Origin of the sequence: Planosporangium thailandense (genome assembly GCF_011947195.1) — a bacterium.
Classification (GTDB): domain Bacteria; phylum Actinomycetota; class Actinomycetes; order Mycobacteriales; family Micromonosporaceae; genus Planosporangium; species Planosporangium thailandense.
Genome location: NZ_JAATVY010000011.1, coordinates 109,158 through 135,371, shown reverse-complemented (window position 1 = coordinate 135,371; position 26,214 = coordinate 109,158). Strand labels below are relative to the sequence as shown.

At 72.0% G+C, this 26,214-nt stretch carries 24 protein-coding genes; 6 read left to right on the top strand and 18 right to left on the bottom strand.

The genetic code is table 11. The features are described from left to right. Positions 1 to 87: 87 nt before the first annotated feature. The 5 genes from HC031_RS17110 to HC031_RS17090 are packed head-to-tail and all read right to left on the bottom strand — an operon-like array spanning position 88 to position 5,192. Positions 88 to 642, bottom strand: coding sequence for a (2Fe-2S)-binding protein (locus HC031_RS17110; RefSeq protein ID WP_240942610.1), 555 nt, complete (start codon positions 640 to 642; stop codon positions 88 to 90). Positions 643 to 647: 5 nt separating this feature from the next. Further along, positions 648 to 1,514 carry an FAD binding domain-containing protein gene (locus HC031_RS34410; protein ID WP_167926319.1) on the bottom strand — a complete coding sequence of 289 codons (867 nt, stop codon included), beginning with the start codon at positions 1,512 to 1,514 and terminating at the stop codon, positions 648 to 650. After that, positions 1,511 to 3,853 (bottom strand): molybdopterin cofactor-binding domain-containing protein, encoded by a 2,343-nt coding sequence (locus tag HC031_RS17100; protein WP_167926318.1) that lies wholly within the window; start codon positions 3,851 to 3,853, stop codon positions 1,511 to 1,513. Before HC031_RS17100 ends, HC031_RS34410 begins: the two co-directional genes overlap by 4 nt. Next, positions 3,850 to 4,146, bottom strand: coding sequence for a hypothetical protein (locus HC031_RS17095; RefSeq protein ID WP_167926317.1), 297 nt, complete (start codon positions 4,144 to 4,146; stop codon positions 3,850 to 3,852). The genes HC031_RS17100 and HC031_RS17095 overlap by 4 nt, the downstream gene beginning before the upstream one ends. A gap of 53 nt (positions 4,147 to 4,199) precedes the next feature. Beyond that, positions 4,200 to 5,192, bottom strand: coding sequence for an LLM class flavin-dependent oxidoreductase (locus HC031_RS17090; protein WP_167926316.1), 993 nt, complete (start codon positions 5,190 to 5,192; stop codon positions 4,200 to 4,202). Between the two features lie 75 nt (positions 5,193 to 5,267). Here HC031_RS17090 and HC031_RS17085 point away from each other — a divergent pair, with 75 nt between their 5' ends. Continuing rightward, positions 5,268 to 6,455, top strand: coding sequence for an acyl-CoA dehydrogenase family protein (locus HC031_RS17085; RefSeq protein ID WP_167926315.1), 1,188 nt, complete (start codon positions 5,268 to 5,270; stop codon positions 6,453 to 6,455). A gap of 10 nt (positions 6,456 to 6,465) precedes the next feature. Further along, positions 6,466 to 7,107, top strand: coding sequence for an SRPBCC domain-containing protein (locus HC031_RS17080; protein WP_167926314.1), 642 nt, complete (start codon positions 6,466 to 6,468; stop codon positions 7,105 to 7,107). Here HC031_RS17080 and HC031_RS17075 read toward each other — a convergent pair. The 5 genes from HC031_RS17075 to HC031_RS17055 are packed head-to-tail and all read right to left on the bottom strand — an operon-like array spanning position 7,075 to position 12,494. Beyond that, entirely contained in the window at positions 7,075 to 7,560 is a 486-nt protein-coding gene (locus HC031_RS17075) for an Atu1372/SO_1960 family protein (RefSeq protein ID WP_205862845.1), read from the bottom strand. The genes HC031_RS17080 and HC031_RS17075 overlap by 33 nt on opposite strands. Next, complete coding sequence (locus tag HC031_RS17070; RefSeq protein WP_338090699.1) at positions 7,557 to 8,216, bottom strand: GntR family transcriptional regulator; 660 nt, start codon at positions 8,214 to 8,216, stop codon at positions 7,557 to 7,559. Before HC031_RS17070 ends, HC031_RS17075 begins: the two co-directional genes overlap by 4 nt. Positions 8,217 to 8,246: 30 nt before the next feature. After that, a complete protein-coding gene (locus tag HC031_RS17065; RefSeq protein WP_338090698.1) occupies positions 8,247 to 9,440 on the bottom strand; it encodes a CaiB/BaiF CoA transferase family protein in 1,194 nt (397 codons plus the stop codon). After that, complete coding sequence (locus HC031_RS17060; RefSeq protein ID WP_167926312.1) at positions 9,386 to 11,011, bottom strand: thiamine pyrophosphate-binding protein; 1,626 nt, start codon at positions 11,009 to 11,011, stop codon at positions 9,386 to 9,388. Before HC031_RS17060 ends, HC031_RS17065 begins: the two co-directional genes overlap by 55 nt. A 31-nt stretch (positions 11,012 to 11,042) precedes the next feature. Then, entirely contained in the window at positions 11,043 to 12,494 is a 1,452-nt protein-coding gene (locus HC031_RS17055; protein ID WP_167926311.1) for an aldehyde dehydrogenase family protein, read from the bottom strand. A gap of 73 nt (positions 12,495 to 12,567) precedes the next feature. Between HC031_RS17055 and HC031_RS17050 the strand changes: the two genes are divergently transcribed. Next, entirely contained in the window at positions 12,568 to 13,740 is a 1,173-nt protein-coding gene (locus tag HC031_RS17050) for an amidohydrolase family protein (protein ID WP_167926310.1), read from the top strand. Positions 13,741 to 13,758: 18 nt separating this feature from the next. Further along, positions 13,759 to 14,883 (top strand): MFS transporter, encoded by a 1,125-nt coding sequence (locus HC031_RS17045; RefSeq protein WP_167926309.1) that lies wholly within the window; start codon positions 13,759 to 13,761, stop codon positions 14,881 to 14,883. A 21-nt stretch (positions 14,884 to 14,904) separates the two neighbouring features. Here the strand turns inward: HC031_RS17045 and HC031_RS17040 are convergent, their stop codons facing one another. The 7 genes from HC031_RS17040 to HC031_RS17010 all read right to left on the bottom strand — a co-directional run bounded on the left by HC031_RS17040 (position 14,905) and on the right by HC031_RS17010 (position 22,606). Then, positions 14,905 to 16,017, bottom strand: coding sequence for an XdhC family protein (locus HC031_RS17040; protein WP_167926308.1), 1,113 nt, complete (start codon positions 16,015 to 16,017; stop codon positions 14,905 to 14,907). Between the two features lie 34 nt (positions 16,018 to 16,051). Next, entirely contained in the window at positions 16,052 to 16,642 is a 591-nt protein-coding gene (locus HC031_RS17035) for a nucleotidyltransferase family protein (protein WP_338090697.1), read from the bottom strand. An 86-nt stretch (positions 16,643 to 16,728) separates the two neighbouring features. Beyond that, the gene (locus HC031_RS17030; protein WP_167926307.1) at positions 16,729 to 17,277 is read right to left on the bottom strand and encodes a GNAT family N-acetyltransferase; all 549 of its coding nucleotides are present in this window, start codon (positions 17,275 to 17,277) and stop codon (positions 16,729 to 16,731) included. A 37-nt stretch (positions 17,278 to 17,314) separates the two neighbouring features. Then, positions 17,315 to 19,846 carry an ABC transporter permease gene (locus tag HC031_RS17025; protein ID WP_240942622.1) on the bottom strand — a complete coding sequence of 844 codons (2,532 nt, stop codon included), beginning with the start codon at positions 19,844 to 19,846 and terminating at the stop codon, positions 17,315 to 17,317. 5 nt (positions 19,847 to 19,851) lie between these two features. Continuing rightward, entirely contained in the window at positions 19,852 to 20,568 is a 717-nt protein-coding gene (locus HC031_RS17020) for an ABC transporter ATP-binding protein (protein WP_167926377.1), read from the bottom strand. 200 nt (positions 20,569 to 20,768) lie between these two features. Next, complete coding sequence (locus HC031_RS17015) at positions 20,769 to 21,002, bottom strand: heavy-metal-associated domain-containing protein (RefSeq protein WP_205862844.1); 234 nt, start codon at positions 21,000 to 21,002, stop codon at positions 20,769 to 20,771. Positions 21,003 to 21,103: 101 nt separating this feature from the next. Beyond that, on the bottom strand, positions 21,104 to 22,606 hold the full coding sequence (locus tag HC031_RS17010) for an MFS transporter (RefSeq protein WP_167926305.1): 1,503 nt from the start codon (positions 22,604 to 22,606) through the stop codon (positions 21,104 to 21,106). A 259-nt stretch (positions 22,607 to 22,865) separates the two neighbouring features. On the opposite strand from HC031_RS17010, the gene HC031_RS17005 reads away from it, so the two are divergent. Together HC031_RS17005 and HC031_RS17000 are read left to right on the top strand one after the other, a co-directional pair. Beyond that, positions 22,866 to 23,339, top strand: coding sequence for a DUF6010 family protein (locus tag HC031_RS17005; RefSeq protein ID WP_167926304.1), 474 nt, complete (start codon positions 22,866 to 22,868; stop codon positions 23,337 to 23,339). A gap of 55 nt (positions 23,340 to 23,394) precedes the next feature. After that, the gene (locus HC031_RS17000; RefSeq protein WP_167926303.1) at positions 23,395 to 24,531 is read left to right on the top strand and encodes a flavin-containing monooxygenase; all 1,137 of its coding nucleotides are present in this window, start codon (positions 23,395 to 23,397) and stop codon (positions 24,529 to 24,531) included. Positions 24,532 to 24,677: 146 nt separating this feature from the next. On the opposite strand, the gene HC031_RS16995 is transcribed toward HC031_RS17000, so the two are convergent. After that, on the bottom strand, positions 24,678 to 26,201 hold the full coding sequence (locus HC031_RS16995) for an aldehyde dehydrogenase (RefSeq protein ID WP_167926302.1): 1,524 nt from the start codon (positions 26,199 to 26,201) through the stop codon (positions 24,678 to 24,680). Positions 26,202 to 26,214 lie beyond the last annotated feature (13 nt).

Here is a 26,214-nt window from a genome sequence, read left to right as displayed (position 1 = left end):
TATCCAAAATACGACTTCCGTCAACAGATCATTTTGGACGAGTTCAGGACCGCGTACCGGGCATCGTGGACGGACCGTACGGCCTGCTCAACGCTGCTGTCCCGCAGTCGCGGCGGCGCCGGGCCCGCCGCCCCGCGCCGCCGGCTCGCCGCCCGAGGGCGCGGTTGCGCCGCCTCCGGCGACCTCGAGAACGGCTCGCACGATCCCCTGATATCCCGTACAACGACACACGTTGCCCGAGAGCACCTCGCGCACGGTCCCCTCGTCCGGCGCTTCGACCGCGTCGGCGTCGGTGAGCAGCTCGGTGGCGGTGATGAGGAAGCCGGACGTGCAGAAGCCGCACTGCAGGCCGTGGTGGCGCGACATCGCGTCCCGCAACCGCGCCGTACGCCCCGAATGCGGCAGGCCCTCGACGGTCGTGACCTCCGCGCCGCTGGCCTGAGCGGCGAGCATCAGGCATGAGCGCACGCTGGAGCCGTCGACGAGCACGGCGCACGCGCCACACACGCCGTGCTCGCAGCCCAGGTGCGTGCCGGTGAGGCCGAGTTCGTCGCGGACGAAGTCGGCCAGGCTCGTGCGCGCCGGGACCTGGCGTTCGACCAGGACACCGTTGACCGTCATCCGTACGGATACGTGGTCCAAAGTTCCTACTCCCCGCCTGCGGACACCGCGCGGTCGTACGCCGCGCGCAGGGCACGGGTCAGCGCTGCGCGCGCGACGTCGCGGACATAATCTGCGTTCTCCGGTGGGTTCGCCTGGCGTACCCATTCGCCGGCGAGATCCCGCCACAGCTCGTCGTCCGGGCGACAACCGGACATCGACGCCCCGCCGGACACCAGGAGCGGCCGGTCACCGACGTTGAGCAGCCCGGCACGGACCCGCTCGACGGTCCCGTCAGGGCGCAGGCCGACCACGGCGGCGGCACCGGCGATGGCGAAGTCACCGTGGCGCCGGGCGTACTCGACGAAGCCCCACCCCTCGCGCGGCAGAAGGGTCGGTATCCGCACCCACGTCAGCAACTCGTCGGGCTCGAGCTCGGAGGTGTAGTGCGAGACGAAGAAGTCCTGTGCCGGTATCGCCCGCCGCCCGCGACGGCGCGACTCCGCGTACATGGTCGCGCCGAGCGTGACCATGACGAGCGGCAGCTCCGCCGCGGGGTCGGCGTGCGCGAGCGTACCGCCGAGCGTGCCTTGGTTGCGGATGGCGACGTGGCCGATGTGCCGCGCGGCGTCGGCCGCGAGCGGTACCAGCCGCCGCAGCAGCGGGTCCGTCTCGAAGGCACGATGGCGCACCGTCGCTCCGACGAGGACACTGTCGGCGTCGTCGAACACGCGGTTCAGCTCACCGAGCCCGCCGATGTCGACGACCCGCGCGGGGCGCGCCAGCCGGAGGTTCATGAGCGTGAGCAGGCTCTGTCCGCCCGCCAGGAACTTCGCGTCCGGATCCTCGTCGATCAGCGCGATCGCGTCCGCCGCGGTGTCGGCACGCACGTACGCGAACGGCGCCGGCTTCACGACGCCACCGCCGCGCTACGGCGGGCGATCGCGGCGCGCACCTGCTCGGGCGCGATAGGAACCGAGGTCACCCGCCAGTCCCCACCGCCGACGGCGTCGTCGACCGCGGCCGCGATCGCCGCGTACGCCGCGATGGCGCCGCTCTCCCCGGCGCCACGGACACCGATCGGGTTACCGGCGGTCGGGACGTACAGGTGCTTGACGGCGATCTGCGGAACCTCGCACATGCCGGGCAGGAGATAGTCGGCGAACGTCGTCGACGTCGGCTGCCCTTCGGGCGAGTAGCGGAACTCCTCCAACAGCGCGCCGCCGATCCCCTGCGCGACGCCGCCGATGACCTGCCCTTCGACGATCCGCGGATTGATCTCGGCGCCGCCCTCGTGCGCGACGGCGTAGCGGAGCACCGACGTCAGCCCGGTGTCGCGGTGCACGCCGACGACGACCGCGTGTACCCCCATGGTCCAGGTCACGGTCTGCGGTCGGAACTGTGCGAGCTCGTCCAGCGACGGCTGGCCCTCCAGCCGGCCGCCCGGGCCGAACGCCGCCGCCAGGTCGGTCCAGTCGACGACGCGGCCGTCGTCGGCCCGGAACCCACCGGCACCGAGAACGACACCCGCCGCATCGGTGTCGAGCAGCATCGCGGCGTACCCGCACGCCCGGTCGGCGAGTCGGGTCGCGGCGAGGTGCACGGCGGAACCGGCGAGCACCGCCGACCGGCTGGCGAACGTGCCGACGCCGTACGTCACCGGATCGGTGTCGCCGTTGCCGACCCGGATCCGGTCCGGGCTCACCCGCAGGGCATCCGCGGCGACCTGTGCGAACGTGGTCTCGTGGCCCTGCCCGGCCGACGCCGCTCCGGTGGCGACCTCGAACCGCCCGGACGGCAGCAGCCGCACCCGGCCGGTCTCGTACGGGCCACGGCCCGTCGCCTCCATGTAGGTGGCCACCCCGTAGCCGAGGTCGTGCTCGGGGTAGTTCTCGCGTAGCTCGTCACAGACCGTACGCGGCAGCATCTCCAGGCAACTGTCGAAGCAGGCGCGGTAATCGCGGCCGTCGTAGGAGATGGGCACGCCGTCCCGGTACGGGATCGGTCGCGGGTACGGCAGGTCGTCAGCGGTGAGCAGGTTGACGCGCCGGATCTCCTCCGGGCTCATGCCCAGTCGCCGTGCGGCGGCGTCGAGGCAGCGCTCCAGCGCGAAGCACGCCTCGGGCCGGCCCGCTCCCCGGTACTGGGCGACGATCGTCTTGTTCGTGTACGCCGCACGGCCGGTGACCCGCATGGCCGGGACGCGGTAGGGGCCCATGAGATGGATGGCGGTGTTCGCGATGATCCCCGCCGTCCACAGGCTCGACGCGCCGACGTCCACCACGAAGTCGTCCTCCCAGGAGAGGACGCGCCCGTTCGCGTCGACGGCGAGGGTGGCGTGGTGCACCTGGTCGCGGCCCTGCGCGGCCGACATGAGGTACTCCTGGCGGTCCTCGACCCAGGCGATGTCGCGCCCGAGCTTGCGCGCGGCGACCGGTACGACGACCTCCTCGGCGTACACGTTCGCTTTCGTCCCGAAGCCGCCTCCGACGTCCGGCACGGCGACTCGCACCTCGTCCCGCGCCCATCCGGTCACCCGGCACAACGCCTGCTGGACCAGGTGCGGGATCTGGGTCGACGTCCACACCTCGACGCGGTCCCGGCGGTCGTCGACCCTGGCGACCACGCCTCGGCACTCGAGGGGGACGGCGCCGTGCCGCCCGATGCGCAGCGTGTCGGAGACCGTGACCGCCGCGGCGCGCCTGGCCTCGTCCACGTCGCCGAAGCCGACCTCGATGCGCGCCGCCTCGTTCGTCGGGAGGTGGGCGTGGAGCGTCGGGGCGTCCGGGGCGAGGGCCGCGGTCGGGTCGAGCACCGGCGGCAGCGTCTCGTACTCGACCTCGACCAGTTCGGCGGCGTCCTCCGCGACGTGCCGGCTCTCGGCGACCACGACCGCGATCGGTTGCCCGACGTAGTGGACGCGAACGCTGGCCAGGATGGGCAGGCGCGGGTCGCTCATCGCGAACCGGGTCACCTCGGCGAAGCCGGGATGCGGTTCGTGCAACATCGGCAGGTGCGCACCGTCGAGCCCCAGGTCCTCCGCGGTCAGTACGGCGAGGACACCCGGGAGCGCGGCGGCGCTACCGGTCTTGACACTGCGCACCCGGGCATGCGCCTGCGTGCTCCGGACGAAGCACGCGTGCACGCAGCCCCGGGCGGTGTCGGCGAGAAACCGGCCACGGCCGGTGAGCAGCCGCTGGTCCTCGTGACGGGGTAGCGACTGCCCGAGCCAGGAGGTGTCGGACCCGCTCACCGCCGTACCGCCCGGAAGTGCCGGCGTCCCCAGTACTCCACGATTCCCGCGGCGGCGACGAGCACGCCCGAGACGCCGTAGAGCACCCGTGGGTCGCTGAGATCGACGGGAAGCGCCGCCCCGCCGGCCGGCTCGGGCGTTGCACTGTCGACCGGCGCGGCGGGTGTGGGCGACGGCGCGGGCCGCACGGTCGCCGTGGGCGGGTCGGAGTCCAGCGCGGGAGGGGCGCCCGGAACAGCCGCACCTGGTGGCGGGAATTTGCTGGTGTCCCTCAGGATCTCCACGCGTGTCACGGAGCCTCCCTCTGCGCTCGGCATTCGCATCGCTCTAACGAGCAGCTGGTGGATCAGATGCTGTCGGCGATCTCGGCGAATGTCCGGATCGTCCCCGCCCGGCTCTGGCCGGGCCGTACGAAGGGCACGATCGAAACCTGGTCCACGCCCAGCTTCGCGATCTCCTTCAGCCGCTCGCGACAGTCATCGGGCGTACCGGCGAGGGCGAACAGGTCGACGAGCTCGTCGGGTACGAGGTCGGCGTGGTCGGCCTCGGTGTCCATGTGGTGGTAGTAGTCGTACTCCTCGCGGATGCGGTCGACGACCGTCTGCAGGTGCGGTGACACTTCGGCCGGCAGCGGCCGGATGACCACCCGGGACACGTGTGCACGGACCAGGTCGTGCGCCTCCACCGGGTCTTCATTGATCGCGGTCGGGGTCCAAAGCACGATGTGGAGGTCTTTGAGGGTGCGGCCGCTCTCCTTCGCACCGGCCTCGATCTGCTTGAGCGCCGCCTCGATGAAGTGGGGCGCCGTGCCGACGAGGACGACGACGCCGTCGGCGATACGGCCGGAGAGGTGCAGGATCTTCGGTGCGGACGCCGCGATGTAGATCGGGATGTTGACGGGTCCCGACAGGTAGTTGAGGTGGAACTCCGCGCCACTGTTCGGCTCCACCACGGACTCGCCGCGGAACAACGCGCGCAGCTCGGCCACGGCCTGCTCCAGTTCGGCCAGCTTCAGCGGCTTGAGCCCCATGGTGCGCAACGAGGAGTCCCCGGTGCCGATACCCAGCGCGACGCGACCGCCGGTGAACTCAGCGAGCGTCGCCCACGTCGACGCGAGCAGTGACCGGTGCCGGGTGACCGCGTTCGTGACGCCGGTTCCGAAGACGACGCGCTCCGTGCCGACCGCGGCGGCGCCCATCGTGATCGACGACTCGCGCCAGATGTTCTGCGAGTCGCCGAACCAGACGTTGTCGTAGCCCAGCGACTCAGCCAGTTGGGTGTACTCGCGCATCATTCCGACCGGTTCTGTCGGGAACAGCCCTACGCCCTTACTGAGCATCGACTAGCCTCCTGGGATTGGATCCGATATACAGAGTAAACGTAGCAGTGCGCAAACGCGATGGAAAGAGGTCCGATGGGGACGACAGCAACCACCACCTCGACGGCTGGCACCTCCGACCTGCTCGGAATGACCGCCCTCCTGTCCGAGGAGGAGCGGATGGTGCAGCAGACCGTCCGCGACTTCGTCCGGGACAAACTGCTCCCCGACGTGCCGGACTGGTACGAGCGCGGCGCGATCCCCCGGGACCTCGGCCGGCAGTTCGGGGCCCTCGGGCTGCTCGGCATGCACCTGGACGGGTACGGCTGCGCGGGCATGTCGGCGGTCGCCTACGGCCTGGCCTGCCTGGAGCTCGAGGCCGCCGACAGCGGACTGCGCAGCTTCGTGTCCGTACAGGGGTCGCTCGCGATGTCGGCGATCCACAAGCACGGTTCCGAGGAGCAGAAGCAGGAGTGGCTGCCCCGGATGGCCAGCGGTGAGGCGATCGGCTGCTTCGGCCTGACCGAGCCCGACTTCGGCAGCGACCCCGCCAACATGGCGACCCGGGCGACGCGGGACGGCAGCGACTGGATCCTCAACGGCTCCAAGATGTGGATCACCAATGGGAGCATCGCCGACGTCGCGGTCGTGTGGGCGCGTACCGACGACGGGATCCGCGGCTTCATCGTCCCACGCGGCACTCCCGGGTTCACCGCGCACGAGATCCACCGGAAGCTGTCGCTGCGCGCCTCGGTGACCGGGGAACTGGTACTCGACGACTGCCGGCTGCCCGCAGCCGCGATGCTGCCGAACGTACGCGGTCTGCGCGGGCCTCTGTCATGCCTGAACGAGGCGCGTTACGGCATCCTCTGGGGTGCGATGGGAGCGGCCCGCTCCTGCTTCGAATCAGCGCTGGAGTACGCCAAGAACCGCGTCCAGTTCGGACGGCCGATCGCCGGATTCCAGCTCACCCAGCAGAAGCTCGTCGACATGAGCCTGGAACTCGAGAAGGGCCTGCTGCTCGCGCTCCACATCGGCCGACTCAAGGACGCCGGACAGCTGCGCCCGGAGCAGGTGAGCGTCGGCAAGCTCAACAACGTCCGGGAGGCCTTGAAGATCGCGCGGGAGGCCCGCACCATCCTGGGCGCCAACGGGATCAGCCTCGAGTACCCGGTGATGCGTCACATGAACAACCTGGAGTCGGTGCTCACCTACGAGGGCACCAGCGAGATCCACACCCTGGTCCTGGGCCAGGCCCTCACCGGCATCCCGGCCTACCGCTGAAAGGTCAGCCGTGCAACTCGACAACACCTTCCACGTCCCCGTAGACGTCGACCGCGCCTGGGCGGTCCTGACCGACCTCGAGCGGATCGCGCCGTGCATGCCCGGCGCCGCGCTCGAGTCGGCGTCCGGCGACGAATACCAGGGAACGGTCAAGATCAAGGTGGGCCCGATCCTGGTGCAGTACCGCGGCGTGGCCCGCATGAGGGAGCAGGACCGCACGGCGGGGCGTTTCGTGGTGTCGGCGGCCGGCCAGGACGTCAGAGGGCAGGGCAACGCTGAAGCCGTCATCACGGTGACCCTGCGACCCGACGGCGACCTGACGCTCGTCCGGGTCGCGACCGAACTCGGCCTCACCGGCAAGGTCGCCCAACTGGGCCAGAAGGCGATGGTCGACATCAGCGGACGCCTCATCGACCAGTTCGTCACCCGGCTACGCGCGACCGTGCTCGACGACAAGGCAGAGGCGCCGGTCGCCCCGGCCGCCGCGCCGGAGGACGAGGCCCTCGACGTGCTGGGCCTCGCCGGTGCGCGGTTGCTCCTGCCACCGGTCGTCGCCGCTGCCGCGACGGCGCTGTTCGTCTGGTCGCTGGTGCGGTTGGCGCGCAGGCGCCGGGCCAGGTCATTCCGGGCGGAGCGCGACGACCATCTCTAGTTCCACCGCGGCGCCACCGGGGAGCGATGCGACACCGACCGCGGTGCGCGCGGCCGCTCCCCGGTCGCCCAGCACCTCGGCCAGCAGGTGCGACGCCCCATCGACCACCGCCGGATGTTCGGTGAAGGACGGGTCGGCGCGAACGTAGCCACGCAGGTGCAGAATGCACTCGACCCGGTCGAGCCCGACGGCCGCCTCGACCGCGGACAGCAGGTTGACGGCGGCCCGTCGGGCTTCCTCGACCGCCTCCGCCACCGTGACGTCGACCCCGACGGTCCCTCGCACCCGCAGACCGTCCGGGCCCCGGCCGGTGTGCCCCGATACCCACAGCGTGCCACCGTGCTCGCGGGTCACGGCGTATCTGCCCCTCGGCGCGAGCGGCTCGGACAGCGCGTAGCCGAGTTGGGCGAGCGCCTCCTTCGGCGTCACGACGCCTCCTCGCTTGGGCGTCACGACGCCTCCTCGCCGAGGATCTTCTTCAGCTCGTCTATGGCGTGGCTGCGGTGCTCGTCGAGCAGGTGGACGAGGCCCTCGCTGTCGCGCCGGCGCGCCGCCTTCAGGATCTGCCGGTGCTCGCGGTCCACCGCGTCGCGGTGCACGGGCTCACCGAAGTAGAGCGACCGGTACGGGTCGGACGAGTCCCACAGCTGCCGGATCAGGCGCACCATGCGGTGCATGCCGGACGGCTCGAACAGCGAGAAATGGAACCGCCGGTTGGCCGCGGTGAGGGCGACGATGTCCTTGCGGCCGCTGGCCTCGGCCATGTCCTCGATCGCCTGCTCCAGCCGGGCCAGGTCCTCGTCGCCCAGCAGCGGAACCGACAGCCGCACGGCCTCGGACTCCAGCAGCTCACGGATGCGGTAGATCTCCAGCAGCTCGTTGACATCGAGCTCGGTCACGAAGTACCCGTGGTGCGGGGAGTACCGCACCTGCCCCTCACCCTCGAGGATCTTGAGCGCCTCCCGCACCGGCACCCGGCTCAGCCCCAGCCGTTCGGCGAACGCGTCCTGCACGATCTGCGTCCCCGGCTTGAGCTCGCCGGCCAGGATGGCGCGGCGCAACTCCTCAAGGACCGCCTCCTGGGCGGTGGGCGGCCGCTTGAAAGCCACGATCAACTCCCTCGTCGACAAAAGCTCGGACTACCGTATGCCCAGCCAGTGGAGCACTTCGTCGGTATGTTGTCCAAGACGCGGTGGCGGGCGCCGGTACGATACCCCGGCGCCGGAGTAGTGGATCGGGTGTGCCACCTGCCCCACTTCCCCACCGTCGAACTGCATGGTGAACGACGGCTCCAAACCGAGGTCCCGCGCGAGCTGGAACGCCGCCGCGAGGTCGTTGACCACGCCGGCCGGCACCCCGGCGTCGACGAGCTCCGCCACCACCTGCTCGACGTCCCGCCCGCTCAGCAGCCGCTCGAGCTCCGCGACGAGGTCACCACGGTTGGCGACCCGGTCGGCGTTGCTGGCGTACCGCCGATCCTCGGACAACTCCGGACGGCCAAGGATACGGCACATGGCAGCGAACTGGCGGTCGTTGCCGACGGCGACGACGAGCGTGTGGTCACCGACGTTCAGCGCCTCGTACGGCGCGATGCTCGGGTGCCGGTTGCCGAGCGCCCGCGGTACGACCCCGGCGCTCAGGTACGCCGATGCCTGGTTCACCATGCTGGCGAGCAACGACGACAGCAGGTTCACCTCGACCCGCTGCCCGCGACCGGTCCGGCGGCGCTCCTCCAGCGCGGCGAGGATGCCGATCGTGGCGTGCAGGCCGCTCAGCACATCGACCAGCGCGACACCGACCTTCGTGGGCGGACCGTCCGGCTGGCCGGTGACGCTCATCAGCCCCCCGACGGCCTGCACGAGGAAGTCGTAGCCGGCGAGCCGGGCGCCCTTGCCCTGCCCGAAGCCGGAGACCGAACAGTAGATGAGGCGGACGTTTCGGGCGGACAGCTCCTCGTAGCCCAGACCCAACCGCGCCATCGTGCCCGGGCGGAAGTTCTCCACCAGCACGTCGGCCCGGTCGATCAGGGCCAGCGCCACCTTCCGGCCCTCGTCGCTCGACAGGTCGAGGGCGATGCTGCGCTTGTTGCGGTTGGCGGTGAGGAAGTAGGTGCTCTCGTCCTGGGCGAACGGCGGCCCCCACGCCCTCGAGTCGTCCCCGCCGTCCGGCCGCTCCACCTTGATGACGTCCGCGCCGAGGTCGCCGAGCAGCATGGTCGCCATCGGTGCCGCGAGCACCCGGGAGAAGTCGGCGACGACGAGACCGTCGAGCGGGCCGGTCACTCGAACCACCGGGGAGACGTCGTCCGGGGCGGGATCATCGATGCCTGGCACACCACCAGCCGTGGCTCCTTGCTTCCGATCGCGTCCTGGAGCGCCCGCCGGAGATCCTCGCCGACCCCCTGGACCACGGCGGCGGCGATCCCGAACGACTGGGCCAACTGGGCCCAGTCCGGTGCGAGCAGGTCGACGCCGCGATGCGGGTCACCCGCGTGGTCCTGGTCGAAACGCAGCATGCCGTACCCACCGTCGTCGACGAGCAGGACGGTGACCGGAAGCCGTTCCTGCGCGATCGTCGCCAGCTCACCGAGGGCGAACATGATGCCGCCGTCGCCGCAGATGGCGAGCACCGGGCCGGCCTGGGCGACCGCCGCGCCGATGGACGCCGGCAGCGCGTAGCCGAGCGTGCCCCAGCCCACGGGGTACTGCAGCCGCCGAGGTTGCGACACCGCACCGTACCCGCCGAACCAGTACCCCGGGATGGCCATGTCCGCCACCACCGGAGTGTCCGGGGCGAGCACGCCGTTCACCGTAGCCAGGAATCGCAGCGGCTCCTCGTTGCGCCCGTCCGCGCCGAGCCGGTCGTGGAGGGTACGCCGCAGCGCCGCCAGGTCCGGCAGGTCGCGCGCACCGTCGGGCAGGAGATCCAGCAGCCGTTCGAGGGTGATCCGGGCGTCACCGAGGACCGCCACGGCCGGCTGGTAGTTCTTGGACAGGTCCTCCGCCGCGCAGTTGACGATCGCGATCCGATCCGGAACCGGCATCTGCCAGTTGCGCGTCATCATCCCGTCAAGGTCGGAGCCCACGACGAGCAGCAGGTCCGCCTCGGCGATGAGGCGGGCGACCTCGGGCTCGTGCGGCGGCAGGCCGACCAGACATTCGTGCTCGGGGGGCAGGATTCCACGTGCGGTGTAGGTCGTGACGACCGGCGCGGCGAGCGCGCGGGCCAGCCGGCTCAGCGCATCACCCGCGTCCGCCTGGACGACGCCGCCGCCGGCCCAGATCACGACCCGCTGGGCCTGGCCGATCGCCTCGGCCAACTCCTCCACCTGGTCCGCCGGCGGCTCGACCGGCGCGAGTGCCAGGGCGCGTACCGCGGGCGCCGGGGCATCGAGGAGGTCCGTCGGGACGTCCAGGTAGACCGGCCCGCGGGGGCTGGTCATCGCGGCGCGGATCGCCTCGCCCACCGCCGCCGAGACCTCCTCGGCGGTACGTGGGCGGAACACGGCTTTGGCCAGTGGCTCGAAGATCGCGGCCTGGTCGCGGCTCTCGTGCAGGACGCCACGCTTCACGCCCGGCTTCGCGTATCGGGTCGAGATCTCGCTGGCGATGAGCAGGACCGGGGAGCCCGAGGCGGCGGCTTCACCGAACGCGCCGGCCGCGTTCGCCGCGCCCGGGCCGGTCGTGGTGAGCGCCACGCCCAGCCCGCCGGACGCGCGGGCGAGCCCGTCGGCGGCGTACACCGCCGTCTGTTCGTGCCGGACGCCGACGATGGCCGGCAGGCCCTCTCCCGCCTCCCGCCAGAACGCGAGGTTGTGCACGCCGGGCAGCCCGAACACGGTTTCGACGTTGGCAGCCGCCAACGCTTCGAGGATGCGGCGTGCGACCGGGACGTCTGAATCCATTAGTAGCCTCTCCCGTCTCGTGCGGTGGACGTCAACGTGCTGGGCGCAGGTAGACGGTCTTGGAGTGCGTGAAGAACTCGCGCGCCGCCCGCCCCTGCTCCTTGGGGCCGAGGCCACTCTGTTTGATGCCGCCGAACGGCACGTGCGGGTCCGCGCCGGCCGTCTCCGAGTTGACGTGCAGGACGCCCACCTCGAAGTGGTCGATGGCGGCCATCACCGCGTCGAGGTCGTTGGTGAAGATAGCTCCGGACAGCCCGAACTCGGTGTCGTTCGCCAGGTGCAACGCGTGCTGCGCGGACTCGGCGCGGACCACCGCGAGGACCGGGCCGAACACCTCCTCCCGCCACAGGGCCGGCGTGACGTCGGGCAGGGCCAGGACGGTCGGCGGGACGAAATAGCCCTCGCCCAGCAGCCCGTCACGGTACGGCTCGCCGCCGGTGACGGGGACGGCTCCCTGCCGCACCGCCGCGGCGATCTGGTCCAGGATGGACTGGCGGGCGTCCGCCGACGCCGCCGGGCCCATGTCGACCCCGGGCTCGAGGGGGTCGCCGACCTGGAGCCTGTCGACCCTGGCCCGAAGTAGTTCGAGGAACGGATCCGCGACAGCCTCCTCGACGATCAGCCGCGAGGTGGCGGTGCACTTCTGACCGGTGGAGCGCATCGCGCCCAGCACGACCTGGTCCGCGGCCAGTTCCAGATCGGCACCGGCGAGGACGACCGCGGCGTTCTTGCCGCCGAGCTCGGCCTGCAGCGGTTTGAGCAGCTCACCGCAGCGAGCGGCGAGCTGCCGGCCGACCGGGGTCGAGCCGGTGAAGGTGACGGCGTCGACGCCGGCATGCTCGACGAGGGCCTGCGCGGCGGAGCCCTTGGCGTACAGCAGCGACAGCACGCCGGCCGGGAGCCCGGCGTTGACGAGCGCCTCCGCCAACCGGTACGCCAGGACGGGGACCAGGCTGGCCGGCTTCCACACCACGGCGTTGCCGTAGACGAGGGCCGGGGCGATTTTCCATGCGGGGATCGCGATCGGGAAGTTCCACGGGGTGATCACCCCGACGACGCCGACCGGCCGGCGCACGACCTGGATCTGCTCACCGGCGCGCGGGGAGGGGTAGACCTCGCCGTTGGGGGTGTACCCCTCGGACGCGAAGAACCGGAGGATCTCAGCGGCGCGGCGCACCTCACCGATGCCCTCGGCCCGGGTCTTGCCCTCCTCCCGCGTCAACTCCTCCCCGAACGTCTCGGCCGAGGCGTCGAGGTACGCGGCCGCACGGGCGAGGATCGCCGCTCGCTCCTGGATCGGCATCGCCGCCCAGGCCGGCCAGGCGCGGCGGGCGGCCGCGACGGCGGCGTCGATCTCCTGGTCGCCCGCCGTGCGGACCCGGGCGACGACCTCGGAGGGCCGAGCTGGATTGAGGTCTAGCGACTCCGGACCGGCGCCGTCGACCCACTCGCCTGCGAGAAGAATCCTGGGGTGCACCTGCATGGCAACCTCTCGATTAGGAACATCGGATCATGTATACAGTGTTCCGAAGCAAATGTGAACTGAGGAGCGCGCCGTGACCACAACTCTCGTGACAGACATCGGCCTGCTCGTGTCCGGCAGCGGCGACATCCCGCCGCTCCGGGACACGACCATGACCATCGAGGACGGTGTCATCACCGAGATCGGCGGGGACGTGGCCCGACCCGATCGCGTCGTGTCCGCGAACGGGCTCACCGTCATGCCCGGCCTTGTGGACGGCCACGTGCACCCGACATTCGGCGAGTGGACACCGGCACAGAACGCGACCGGCTGGTTCCACAACTACCTGCACGGCGGCACGACCACGATGGTCTCCGCCGGCGAACTGCACGTACCCGGCCTGCCGTTCGACGACCTCACGCCCGACCTCGTCACCGGCCTCGCCATCACCTCGCGGCGGACCACCGGGCGGGTGCGGCCGTCCGGGGTCAAGGCGCACATCGGCACCGTGCTGCTCGTACCGGGGCTGACCGAAAGCGACTTCGAGCGGCTCGCCGAACACGACATCAAGCACGTCAAGTTCATCTTCTACGACTGGTCCCACCTCGGCGACGGTGAAGCGCAGCAGTACGTGCGGTGGGCGGGCGAGTACGGCATGACCGTGAAGATGCACTCCGGTGGGGTGTCCCGGTCCGGCTCGAGCCGGGTCGCCGGCCACGAACTCGTCACCGCCGTACGGCCGGACGTCGTCGCCCACATCTCCGGCGGGCCGATCCCGATGCCCGACGACGAGATCCGGCAGGTCATCGACGACCTGCCGGACGCCGGGATCGAGATCTGCAGCTCCATGAACTACCGCGCCACCATGGTGACCGTCGAGCACATGCTCGCGACCGGTCAGATCTCGCGGCTCACGCTGGGCACCGACACGCCGGGCGGCACCGGCGTCATCCCCCGCGGCATGCTCCGCAACATCTGCTTCCTGGCCGGGGTCTGCGGACTGGACCCGAACCTCGCGGTAGCGGCCGGCACCGGCAACACCGCGCGGCTCCACGGCCTCCGCGAAGGCGTCATCGAAGTTGGCCGGCCGGCGGACCTGGTCGTCCTCGGCCCGGTCGTCGGATCCCGGGCGAACGACGCGCTCGAGTGCTTCGCCCTGGGTGACCTGCCGGGAATCTCGCTGGTCATGGTGGACGGCGAACCGGTCGTCACGCACCGCAGCGAACAGACGCCGCCGCCCCGGGCACTCGCGTCCATCCGGGACTGACGCGTTGTACCGGCGCTCGTGAAGGTCTCCCGCGACGCGGCCGCCATCGGGAGCTCACTGGTCCTGTACTCGCTGTCGCTCGGCATCAGCAACGTCGCGCTGCCGCTGCTCGCGGTGCACGCCGGGTATGGGGTCGCGGCGGTCGGCGCCCTCACGGCGGCGTCGGCCGTCGCGCAGTTCCTGATGCGCATGACGATCGGCGCCGCGTCCCGCCGGTACTCCGACCGGGCGCTCGTCGGCTTCGCGGCGAGCCTGCTCGCCGCGTCCGGGCTGCTGGTGTCCGGGTCGACGGCGGTCGTCCCGTTCATCGCGGCGGAACTGCTGCAGGGGGCCAGCCGCGCCTACTTCTGGACCGGCAGCCAACTGCACGTGCTGCGCGACAACGGCTCCTCTCTGCGCGGCATCGCCGCGGTGAACGGCGCGTCGAGCATCGGGCTGCTCGCCGGGCCACTTGTCGCCGGGCTCCTCACGCAGCGCTCCGTCTCCGCCATGGCCGTAGCCGCCGTCGTCGCCGCGCTCGCCGCACTGCCGACCCGGGCGATGGCCTACATCGCCCCGGCGAATCAACAGAGCCGGACGCGACTACGGGACGTCTGGCGGATCCGGTCGGTGCTGGCCGGCTACTGGGCCAGCGCCACCGGCGGGGCGTGGAGCGGCCTGGTCAACTCGTACGGGCCGGTCGTCCTGGCCCGCGCCGGCCAGTCATCGTCCACCATCGGAGCCCTCATCAGCTGCGCGAACGCCGCGAACATCCTCGGCAGCGTCGTCATCAGCCGGCTGCCCAGGCGGCACGTGACGACCGGCTACGTCGCGTGCACCGCCACCGCCGGTATCGGAACCGTCCTGGTTGGACTCATGTCGGGGATCGCGCCGCTCACGTCGGCGGCGCTCGTACTCAGCGGCTTCGGTGCCGGCACCCTGCTCACGCTCGGGCCGTCCCTGGCGACCGACGGCGTTCGACCGGAGAGCCGCCCCGATGCCCTGGCGGCGGCGGGCACGTTCCGGGCCGCGGCGCTGTTCGCCGCTCCCCTGGGCGTCGCCGTACTGTCACACGTGCTGCCGCTCGGTCTGGCCGTCGCAGCGCTCGGCATACCCATCATGCTCACGACGCTCCACCGACCTGAACCGGGGCAGCAGCGGTAGGACGACCCGCTCGCGGACGGCTCAATCGTGGTGGATCCGACCGGCGATCGACGTGAGCCGGGCGCCGCTACCGCCCCAGCGGCCCGCGACGATTTCGGCCGCGATACTGACGGCCGTTTCTTCCGGCGTACGGGCACCAAGGTCGAGCCCGATCGGGGAGGAGAGCCGCTCCAGTTCCTTGTCGGTGAGGCCGGCCTCGCGCAGCCGGGCGAGTCGGTCGGCGTGGGTACGGCGCGAGCCCATCGCCCCGACGTACGCCAATTCCGCGCGCAGCGCCACCTGAAGCACCGGTACGTCGAACTTGGGGTCGTGGGTCAGCACGCACACCACGGTGCGGGCGTCGACCCGGCCGGCGTCGAGTTCGGCGCGCAGGTAACGGTGCGGCCAGTCGACGACCACCTCGTCGGCGCCGGGAAACCGCTTCGAGGTCGCGAACACCGGTCGGGCGTCGCATACCGTCACGTGGTAGCCGAGGAACGTGCCGATCCGCGCCACGGCGGCGGCGAAGTCGATCGCCCCGAATACGATCATCCGGGCCGGTGGCGCGTACGACGCGACGAACAACGTCAGCCCCTCGCCTCGCCGCTCGCCATCGAGACCGTAGCGCAGCATGCCACTACTTCCGGCGGCGAGCAGTCCCCGGGCGTCATCGACCGCGGCGTCGTCCAGCCGCGCCGACCCCAGCGAGTCGGAGTGCCGGTCACCCCAGACCAACAACCGGCGCCCGACCCTGTCGTCGGGCCCGTCCACGCACGTCACCGTCGCCACCGGATCGCCCGTTCCGATCGACCGCGCGAGCTCGTCCAACTGGGGAAACGTCTTCGGGTCGACCCGCTCGACCAGCAGTTCGATGACCCCGCCACAGGTGAGCCCGACCGCGGACGCGTCGTCGTCGCTCACCCCGTACCGCTGCACGCGCGTACGGCCGGTCGCCACGACCTCCCTGCACAGTTCGTAGACGGCAGCCTCGACGCAGCCGCCCGACACACTGCCGACGGCGGTGCCGTCGGGACCGACCAGCATCGTCGCCCCGGGTGGCCGAGGTGCGCTGCGCCAGGTCCGCACCACCGTGGCCATGCCGACCGGCTGACCGGTCCGCCACCAGGCGACCAGCTCGTTCAGTACCTCCCGCATGGCTCCCCCGCTGCGCTCGTCGGCTACCCGCCCGCTACCGGCCCGTGCCGGCCTGCGCCGGAGGCATGTCGAGATCGGTATCGTCGGCGACATCCTCACATGGCACACGGCGCACCTCGGTCGAATGCGCCGCCAGGTAGGCGCGCGCACCGACATCGGCCGTCGCGAGCGCCGCCACACCGGCCCAGTGGTCGCGTCCGAGGATCACCGGGTGCCCGCGCCTGCCGCCGTACGTAGCCGTGAGGAGCGCGCCACGGCCATCGGTCGCCGTGACCAGACGGGACACCGCTTCCGGGCCGATGCCGGGCGTGTCGACCAGGAGTACCGCGGCGGCGTCGACGTCGGTGTCGGCCAACGCGGCGAGCCCGGCCCGCAGCGACGAAGCCATGCCGCTCTTCCAGTCGGGGTTGTCGACCAGCGACGTGTCTGCCAGTCGTGCCTCGCCCCGCACCCGGTCAGCTTCAGCGCCGAGCACCACGAAGACCGGCGTACAACCCCCGGCGCGCAGGTTCGCCGCCGCCCGCTCCACCAGCAACCGGCCGTCTTCGTGACGGATCAGGGCTTTGGGACCGCCGTACCGTCGCCCGCCCCCCGCAGCGAGGACCAGTCCAGCTATCGTGCCCACCGGGACTCCTACCGATCTTGCGGCGCTAACCGTGCTCAGCATAGTAAGCCGGACGGAACGGACCAGCACCGAAGTCGGCGGCCCGATCATGACCGGCGATCCGCCGGCCCGACGTGGGATCCGGATTCCTGAGGGGCGGGCCCCCGCTGGTCCGAACCGGCGACCATGCCGGCGTACGCGGTCGGCGCCCACGCGGCGAGGACCTTGTGCCGCAGGGTGGCACCGAGGCGGCGATAGAAGCGCTGCGCGTCCACGTTGTCGACCTCCATGCCCCAGCGAATCAGGAGCTGCTCGGGCAGCGCGAGTGCGGCGAGGGCGGCCATCAGCTGGCGGCCGATGCCGGCGTCGCGGCAGCCGGACCGCACGTACAGGTCGTCGAGGGCGAGGACGTCGCCGCCGGTCCACAGGTGCAGCTGCCGGACGGCGGACACGTAGCCGGCGGCCCGGCCGTCGCGTTCGGCCACGAGGACGACCACGTCGGGTCGGTCGAGCAGCGTGCGCCACCGCGCCTCGGTGACGTGTACATGTGCCTGCTGGTCTTCGTGCGCGGCGATCTCGCCGACCAGGGTGGCCACGGTGGCGGCGTCCGCGCGGGTGGCACGCCGGATGGTGACCGTCGACGGGATGGTGGTCATGGGATTCCTCTCGTGGGTGGCCGGAAGCCGGCGGGGGTCAGTGGGTGGCGATGGCGGTCAGCACGTCGAGCCGGGCGGCGCGGCGGGCGGGCAGCAGTCCGGCGGCGAGCCCGGCCAGCACGGCGGCGGCGACGACCGCCAGCAGCCGCGCGACGGGTACGCGCACGACGAGCGGCATGTCGGAGCTGAGTCCACCGAGGGTGGCGGCGGCCAGCCCGAGTCCGACGACGACTCCGACGACGACGGCCACGGCGGCGACCAGCACGGCCTCGGCGCGGATCATCGAGCGCAGCTGCCGGCGGGTCATGCCGACCGCGCGCAGCAGCCCGATCTCGCGGGTGCGTTCCACGATGGACAGCGCGAGCGTGTTCGTGATGCCGAGCAGAGCGATGAGCACGGCGAAGCACAGCAGCACGGTGATCAGGCCGAAGACCTGGTCGATCGCCGCGGCCCGGCCGGCGGCGGCCTCGGCCTGGTTACGGATCTGCGCGTTGGGGAAGTCCGCGATCGCCTTGCCCAGGGCGGTGCGCGCCTGTTGTGGCTTGACGCCGTGGGCCAGGGCGACCATGACGCTGGCGTCGACGTTCTCGTTGTAGTGCGCGGCGTAGGTGGCCAGCGAGATCACGTAGCTGGTACTGAGTGCCCGGGCGCTGGCGTCGTCCATCAGCCCGACGATGCGCAGCTGCTGCTGTCCGTCGCGGGGCAAGGTCATCGGCAGGCTGTCGCCGAGGTGCAGGTGGCGTTCGGTGGCGACGTTGGCGGCGAGCACGACGCCGCCGCCATCGAGGGCAGCCAGGCTCCCGGCGGTCATCCGGACGCGGGCGACGTGCGGCAGGGTGGCCGGGTCGACCGCGGTCAGTGCGCTGGTCATGCCCCGGTCCAGCCAGTGCCCGTACCGGATCGGCGAGGCCACCGCCACCTCCGGCAGGCTGGCGGCGCGGTGCGCGACCTCCGGGGACAGCCCGCCGAGCATCTCGTTGCGGGCACTTTCGATGATCAGGTCGGCGGTGATCGCCTCCCGGTAGCTGGTGCCGACCGCGGCCTTGACCGAGCTGTCCAGCACGGACACGAAGCTGATCAGCGCCAGGCCGAGGGCGAGCGCCATCGCTGTGGCCGCGGTCCGGCGGGGGTTGCGCACCGTCGACTCCCGGGCCAACCTACCGGGCACCCCGAGGCGTGCCAGGGGCCGCCCGACGGCTTGCGCCAGCCGCGGCGCCAGTACCGGTCCGAGGACGACCAGAGCGGCGAGGAACAGTACCGCGCCGATCGCGACGCCGGCGATGTCGCGGAAGGCCGCTGCGGCGGCGAGCTGGATGACGCCGAGGCCGAGCAGTACCCAGCCGGTGATCAGCCGGCCGCGGCGGGCCGTCGCCGGCGCCGGGTCGGACAGCCGCATCGCCTCGACGGGGGCGATGCGGGCGGCGCGGCGGGCCGGGCCGAACGCGGCCAGCAGGGTGACCAGCGTGCCGGCGGCGACCGCGACGAGAAGCGTGCGCGGGTTGACCGTGAGCGGGCCGTCGGGCAGTGCCAGGCCGGCGCCGCGGGCGAGGCCGCGCAGGCCGTAGGCGGCGCCGATGCCGGCCGCGGTGCCGCCGGCGGCGCCGGTGACGCCGACCAGCAGCGCCTCGCCGAGCACCGAGGTGAACACCTGCCGGCCGGTGGCGCCGGCGGCGCGCAGCAGCGCCAGCTCCCGGCTGCGCTGGGTCAGCACGATGGCGAAGGTGTTGGCGATGAGGAACGCGCCGACGAGCAGCCCGGCGGCGGACAGGGCCAGCAGCACGATACGCAGATAGCTGATGCTCTGTTTCGCGGCTGCGGCGCTGGCGGCGGCGGTGTCCTGGCCGGTGGTGACCGCGTAGCCGCTGCCGAGCGAGGTGGCCAGGCGGGTACGCAGGTCGGCGACGGCTACGTCGGGGTCGGCGATGACGTCGATGGAGGTGACACCCGGGCCCAGTCCGAGCAGCGTCTGGGCGCATGCCAGGTCGACGAGCACCAGGTTGCTGTTGGGCAGCCCGTCGCGGTCGCCGACGCCGGTCAGGCCGACGACCCGCAGCTGCTTGCTGGTGGTGGCCGAGACGGTGACCGTGTCGCCGAGCCGCACGGCGTGCTCGCGGGCGGTGGCCGCGTCGAGGACCACCTGGTCCGGCCCGTGCGGGGCGTGCCCGGCGCGCAGTCGGTAGGCGGTGAACGGCGCGTCGGCCCAGGTGCCGAGGATCGTGGGTCCGGCCGGCAGGACGGCCCGGCCGCGGACCTGCAGCTGCCCGGCGCCGGAGGCGATCGGCCGGGCCCGGTCGACGCCGGGGGTGTCGGCGACCCGCCCGACGACGTCGGCGGGCAGCGGGGCGCGCTGCACCTCCACGCCCATCGCGCTGTTGAAGGCGGCGGCGGTGCGGACGGTGAGGTCCACGCCGGCCGCGGCGGTGCGGAACTGGTTGTCGAGCAGTTGGCTGCTGGTGTCGGTGAGCACGAGACTGCCGGCGACGAACGCGACGCCGAGCGCGACGGCGAGCCAGGTCAGCGCCAGGCGGGAGCGGTGCGCGAGCGCGTTGGAGACGGTGAGGCGCCACATCGCGATCACGCCCCCACCATCTGCGCGGGCACGTCCAGGCGCGCCATGCGCGTCAGTACGGCCTCCGGGGTGGGTGCGGGCAGCTCGTCGACGATGCGCCCGTCGGCGAGGAAGACGACCCGGTCGGCGTAGGAGGCGGCGACCGGATCGTGGGTGACCATGACGATCGTCTGGCCCAGCGTGCGGGTGGCGTCGCGCAGGAAGCTCAGGAGCGCCGCGCCGTGGCGGGAGTCGAGGTTGCCGGTCGGCTCGTCGGCGAACACGAGGTCGGGACGGGCGATGAGGGCACGGCCGACGGCGACCCGCTGCTGCTGCCCGCCGGACAGCTCGCTGGGCCGGTGGCCGAGCCGGTTCTGCAGGCCGAGCATGTCGACGAGCTCGGCCAGCCATGCGGGGTCGGGGCGGCGGCCGGCAAGGGTCAGCGGCAGCGCGATGTTCTCCGCGGCGGTCAGCGACGGGATGAGGTTGAACGCCTGGAACACGAAGCCGAGCCGTTCGCGGCGCAGCAGCGTGCGGTCACGTTCGGACAGTGCGGTGAGGTCGGCGTCGCCGACGAACACCCGGCCGGAGTCGATCGTGTCCAGCCCGGCGAGGGCGTGGACCAGTGTCGACTTACCGGATCCGCTGGGTCCCATGACGGCCGTGAATTGGCCGGCCGGGATGGTGACGCTCGCCCCGTCGAGGGCGCGCACGGCGGCGTCGCCGCTGCCGTAGGTCTTCATGACGTCGATCGCGCGCGCCGCGATCTGCGGCGTGGCTTCGGGGGCCGGGCTGAGCAGTGCGTGCTCGAGTGTGGTCACGGGTTCTCCTCGGGGCGGTTGCCGCCGTGGCGGCGAGGCGGGGATCGAAGGGTGCGGCTGGTCAGGCGGCCCGGGCGGGCCGCGGCGGCGGGAGGCGCGCGGGCAGCTCCCGCCGCGGTCGGTCACGGGACGAGGGTGTACCCGGCCTCGTCGACCGCCTGGGCGATGTCGGCGCGGTCCACCGGCCGGGCTGCGGTGCCGGTGACGGTGCCGCTGGCCAGGTCGACGTCGACCGACTCGACGCCGTCGATGGCGGAGATCTCGGCGGTGACCGCGTGCTGGCAGTGGGCGCAGGTCATGCCGGATACCTGGAAGGTGGTGGACCCGATGAAGGTGCGGGGCGTGCCGGACAACATGGGAACTCCTCGGAATGGTGGTGGTGTGGTTGGTCGATGAACAGGGTCGCCGTGTGGGCGGGGTGGTCGGACCGGCGATTTCGCCAGGTTTCGCACCCGGGTCAGTGGTGGCCGTGTCCGTGCCCGGCGGCGCCGGACGGTGCCTTCCCGGCGGGGACGGCGAGCAGGGTCAGCACGAACAGGGCGGCGAGGATGCCGGCGGTGGCGTCGAAGGCGCGGGCGTACCCGGTGACGAGGCCGCTGTGCGTGGCGAGGTCGCCGGCGACGGCGGTGAGCGCGGCGACGCCGAGCGCGGCACCGATCTCGTGGCCGGTCATCATCAGCCCGGAGGCGAGCCCCGACCGGTCGGCGGGCACGTCGCTCATCGCGGCGATGGAGATGGCCACGAACATCGGCCCGACGCCGGCACCGACGAGCAGGAAGCCGGGCAGCACGTCGGCTGCGTAGGAGGTGCCGCCCGCATTGGCGGCCAACAGCAGCACGCCGCCGGTCAGCACGACGAGGCCGCCGAGGATCAGGAGGCGGGCGCCGGCCCGGCCGATGAGCTTGGACGCCGCCGTGGCGGCGAGGGTGATCGCGGCGGCCAGCGGCAGGAACTCCAGCCCGGCGATGACCGGCGAGGCGCCGATGATGGCCTGCAGGTACAGCGACGACAGGAAGATCGCGCCGACGACGACACCGGTCACGCCGGCCATCACCGCCGAAGCGGAGACCAGCGACCGCATCCGCCAGGTCGACGGCGGCACCAGCGGGTTGCTGCTGCGGCGCTCGAGGCGGGCGAAGGTGGCCAGCAGTACCGCGGCCGCGGCGAGCGCGATCCAGGTGCGCGGCGCCGTCCAGCCGGCCGAGCGGGTGGCTTCGATGCCGAACACCAGCGACAGCAGCCCGCCGACCAGGGTCAGGGCGCCGGGCAGGTCGAGCCGGCGCAGCGCCCGCTGCTGCTGTGCGCCACGGCCGACCGTCCGGACGGTGGCGAGCAGCACCACAATGCCGATCGGCACGTTGATGAAGAACACGGCGCGCCAACCGAGGGCGCTGGTCAGGGCGCCACCGAAGAGCACGCCGGCGGCGATGCCGGTACTGCCGATCGCGCCCCAGACACCGAGGGCGGCCTGCCGCTGCCGCCCGGCGTACGTGGTCATGATGATCGACAGCGCGGCGGGGGTGAGCAGCGCGGCGCCGGCACCCTGGGCGGCGCGGGCGGCGATGAGCGTCAGCGGCGTCTGGGCGAGCCCGCTGATCAGGGAGGCGGCGGTGAACACGCCGACGCCGGCCAGGAACGCCCGCCGCCGGTCCAGTAGGTCGGCGACACGCCCGCCGAGCAGCAGCAGGCCGCCGCTGAACAGCACGTAGGCGCTGATCGCCCACTGGTAGTCCGCGGCGGTCAGGTGCAGCCCGCGGCTGATGCTGGGCAGCGCGACGTTCACCACGGAAACGTCGAGGATGACCATGAACTGGGCGGCGATCATCAGCGCGAACACGGTCCATGGCCGGCGCGGCTCGTCCCCGGCCGGGGCCGGCGGCTGGTGGCCGTGCGGGTGTGGCGGCTGATGCGGGTGGGCCTGCGCCGCCAGACGGGCGGCGGGGGCGGGATGAGCGGACATCTCTCTCCTCCTCGATCCGGTCCCGCCGGTGCGGGCCGATGACGACAAGGTCCCCGCCGCCGCTGTCGGGCCGCTGCCCGTTCACTGTCCTGACTGTTGAAGGCGCCAGCAGTCCGACAGCCATGCCGACATCCCCGGGACAGGCAGCGGACAGCGCCACCGCACAGACTGCTGTCGTCTGCGGCGGCCCGAACCCGCAGCGGCCCCCACCACCAGACAAGCAGCACGACGTGAGTCCAGTCCGTCAAAGGAGCCACCCATGACCACGACCGGCACCACCGCCGCCACAGCACCCGTCACCCGGCGGGCCGGCACCGCCGGCGCAATCGCCCGACGCTGGCCCACCGGGATCGGCATCGCCGCCACCGCCACCAGCCTGTCGCTGCTCGCGCCGCTGCCCGAACGGGTACAGACCTGGGTGAGCGCCTGGTGCGTCCTGCTCGCCGCGGTCGTCTACCTCACCTGGGGCGCGGCCCGCGGTGACCTCGCCTCCCGGCGCCTGTTGAGCCTGCAGACCGGAGCCGTGCTCGGCTTCGGCGCGATCGCCATTGCCGCGGTCGCCGCCGAGCCGGCCGCAGCCCGCTACGTACTGGCCGCCGGTTGGCTCACCCACGCCGCCTGGGACATCGCCCACCACCGCGCCGACCGGGTGGTGCCTCGCTGGTACGCCGAGACCTGCATGGTCTCCGACCTGATCATCGCCACCGCGCTGCTGGCCGTCGGCTCCGTCTAACCGCCCGGGGCAGCTGCCTCAGCTGGCCCAGCCATGCTCACAGTCAGGAGAAGTCATGTCCACCACCCTGCCCACCGCCGGCCGCGAGCCGCTCGACGTCATCGTCATCGGCGCCGGCCAGGCCGGCCTGGCCCTCGGCTACCACCTGCGCCGCCGCGGCGCGAAGTTCCTGCTCCTCGACGCCGGACCGGAGGTCGGGCACGCCTGGCGCTCCCGCTGGGACTCGCTGCGGCTGTTCAGCCCCGCCGAGTACGACGCGCTGCCGGGGATGCCGTTCCCCGCGCCGGCCGGCACGCACCCGACGAAGGACCAGGTCGCCGACTACCTGCACACCTACGCGCGACACTTCCGGTTGCCTGTCCGGCTGCACTCGCCGGTGACCCGACTGCACCGCGAAGACGGCTACTTCACGGTCACCACCCCGACCGGCACGCTGCACGCCAGGCAGGTCGTCGTCGCCACCGGGCCGTTCCAGACCCCGCGCATCCCGGCGATCGCGGACGAACTTCCCCCGGGCGTTCCGCAGTTGCACAGCGCGGACTACCGCAACCCCGACCAGTTGCCCCGTGGCGCGCGCGTCCTGGTCGTCGGCGCCGCGAACTCCGGCCTGCAGATCGCCGCCGAGCTGGCCGGCACCTGTGCGGTCACCGTCGCGGTGGGCTCGCGCCCGCTGCAGTTGCCGCAGCGGATTCTGGGCCGCGACCTGTTCTTCTGGCTGACGAAGGCCGGGTTCTTCACCGTGCCGTCCGACTCCCGGCTGGCGCGCCGCCTCCGTGCCCGTGGCGACCTGGTCATCGGCAGCCGGGCCGGCGCGCTGCGTCGGCGCGGCGTGGAGTTCCGGCCGCGCCTGACCGGCTTCGACGGCCGCACCGCCCGGTTCGCCGACGGTACTGCCACCGCCGTCGACGCGGTCGTGTGGGCGACCGGTTACCACACCGACTACCCCTGGATCCACATCCCCGGCGTCGTCGTCGACGGCCAGGTCCGGCACGACACCGGCGTCACCGACATCCCCGGCCTGTACTTCCTCGGCCTGCCGTGGCAGACCTGCCGCGGCTCGGCCCTGCTCGGCTTCGTCGGCGCCGACGCCGCCCGGCTCGACGCCCGGATGGCCGCCGCTGCGGACCGGCCCCAGGAGCAGCCCCGCCGCTCGGCCGGCGAGCGACCGCAACTGGTGGGGTCGGGGCGATGAACAGCCGAATCGGCTTCGTCACCGGGTGACATGACGCCCTTTGCGCAGCGTGGCGGCCTGGCACCGCTGCCGGGAGGGGACATCAGCCGACTTCGCTGGTATCCCCTCCCGGCATGCCGCGCCGATATGCGCGACCGGTACGCCGGTCAGGCACGGGGGTTGAACGGGTCCTTGATCGTGTTGCCGGTGTCGATCCACACGGTCTTGACCTCGGTGTACTCCTCGATGGCGTGGAAACCGTTCTCTCGCCCGATGCCACTTTCCTTGAAGCCACCGAATGGTGCGACGTGGTTGGTCTTGCGGTAGTTGTTGACCCACACGCTGCCCGCGCGCAGGCGGCGCACCATGCGGTGCGCGCGGGCGAGGTTGTTGGTCCACACCCCCGCGGCCAGCCCGAAGGTCGTGTCGTTGGCGATGGCCACCGCCTCGTCCTCGTCGGAGAAGCGGATGACGACGGCGACCGGGCCGAACACCTCTTCCCGAGCGATCCGCATCTGATTGTCCACACCGGTGAAGACCGTGGGACGCACGAACAGCCCGTCGGCGAGCGCCGGGTCGTCGGGTCGTCCACCGCCGGTGGCGAGCGTGGCGCCCTCCTCCCTGGCCACGTCGATGTAGTGAAGGACCTTTTCGTACTGTGCGCGGCAGGCGACGGTGCCCATCTCGGTGGCCGGATCCATGGGGTCACCGATCTTGATGCGCTCGGTCTTCTCGACGAGGGCGGCAACGAACTCGTCATAGACGTCGGTGTGCACCAGCACCCGGGAGCCGGCCATGCAGGTCTGGCCGGTCGCGGCGAAGATGCCGGCGATGACGCCGTTGACGGCGTTGGGCAGGTCGGCGTCGGGGAAGACGATGTTGGGTGACTTGCCGCCCAACTCCAGGGAGACCCGGGCCAGGCGCTCGGCCGCGGTAGCTGCGATCTTCTTACCGACGGCGGTCGAACCGGTGAAGGCGATCTTGTCGACGTCCGGGTGGGCCGCGAGCGCCGCTCCGGCCGCTCCGGCACCGGTGACGACGTTGACGACGCCATCGGGATAGCCGGCCTCGGCGATCAGGCGGGCGAGCACGAGGGTCGAAACGGGGGTGATCTCCGAGGGCTTGATGACCACGGTGTTGCCGGCGGCCAGAGCCGGGCAGAGCTTCCACAGCAGGAGAGCCAGCGGGCTGTTCCAGGGCGTGATGGCGGCGACGACGCCAATGGGCTCGCGCACGGTGAAGACCTGCAGGTTCGGCACGCTGCTGGCCAGGGTCTCCCCGACGGGGCTCTCGGCCACGCCGGCGAAGAAGTAGCAGTGGTTGGCGAGAGCGAGGGTCTGTCCCCCGACCTCTCGGATGAGCTTGCCGTTCTCCAGGACCTGGATGCGGGCCAACTCGTCGGCGTTCTCCCGAATGAGGTCGCCGAACTTCCGCAGCAGCGTCGCCCTCTGCAGCGGCGTGGAGGCCGCCCACGGGCCTTCGGCGAAGGCGCGCCGGGCGGCCCGTACCGCATCGTCGACGTCCTGCTCGGTCGCCGACGGCACAGTGGCCCACGCCTGCCCGGTGAAGGGGTTGACGGAGTCGAAGGTCGTTGCGTCCGAGGCATCGCGCCATGCTCCGTCGATGAGCATCTGGTATCGCTCGGGCTGCTGTGTCCCCGCGGAGGTGACGAGTGCGTCAGTCGCGGTCATCCAGGTGGCTCCT

What these genes read in the sequence shown, in the direction of transcription:
- HC031_RS17085 (WP_167926315.1), top strand. Translation starts at nt 5,268, where the DNA reads ATGGGGACGACAGCAACCACCACCTCGACGGCTGGCACCTCCGACCTG.
- HC031_RS17055 (WP_167926311.1), bottom strand. Translation starts at nt 12,494, where the DNA reads ATGCAGGTGCACCCCAGGATTCTTCTCGCAGGCGAGTGGGTCGACGGC.
- HC031_RS17010 (WP_167926305.1), bottom strand. Translation starts at nt 22,606, where the DNA reads ATGTCCGCTCATCCCGCCCCCGCCGCCCGTCTGGCGGCGCAGGCCCAC.
- HC031_RS17005 (WP_167926304.1), top strand. Translation starts at nt 22,866, where the DNA reads ATGACCACGACCGGCACCACCGCCGCCACAGCACCCGTCACCCGGCGG.
- HC031_RS17060 (WP_167926312.1), bottom strand. Translation starts at nt 11,011, where the DNA reads ATGGATTCAGACGTCCCGGTCGCACGCCGCATCCTCGAAGCGTTGGCG.
- HC031_RS17025 (WP_240942622.1), bottom strand. Translation starts at nt 19,846, where the DNA reads ATGTGGCGCCTCACCGTCTCCAACGCGCTCGCGCACCGCTCCCGCCTG.
- HC031_RS17040 (WP_167926308.1), bottom strand. Translation starts at nt 16,017, where the DNA reads ATGCGGGAGGTACTGAACGAGCTGGTCGCCTGGTGGCGGACCGGTCAG.
- HC031_RS17000 (WP_167926303.1), top strand. Translation starts at nt 23,395, where the DNA reads ATGTCCACCACCCTGCCCACCGCCGGCCGCGAGCCGCTCGACGTCATC.
- HC031_RS17020 (WP_167926377.1), bottom strand. Translation starts at nt 20,568, where the DNA reads ATGAAGACCTACGGCAGCGGCGACGCCGCCGTGCGCGCCCTCGACGGG.
- HC031_RS16995 (WP_167926302.1), bottom strand. Translation starts at nt 26,201, where the DNA reads ATGACCGCGACTGACGCACTCGTCACCTCCGCGGGGACACAGCAGCCC.
- HC031_RS17090 (WP_167926316.1), bottom strand. Translation starts at nt 5,192, where the DNA reads ATGCTCAGTAAGGGCGTAGGGCTGTTCCCGACAGAACCGGTCGGAATG.
- HC031_RS17015 (WP_205862844.1), bottom strand. Translation starts at nt 21,002, where the DNA reads ATGTTGTCCGGCACGCCCCGCACCTTCATCGGGTCCACCACCTTCCAG.
- HC031_RS17030 (WP_167926307.1), bottom strand. Translation starts at nt 17,277, where the DNA reads ATGACCACCATCCCGTCGACGGTCACCATCCGGCGTGCCACCCGCGCG.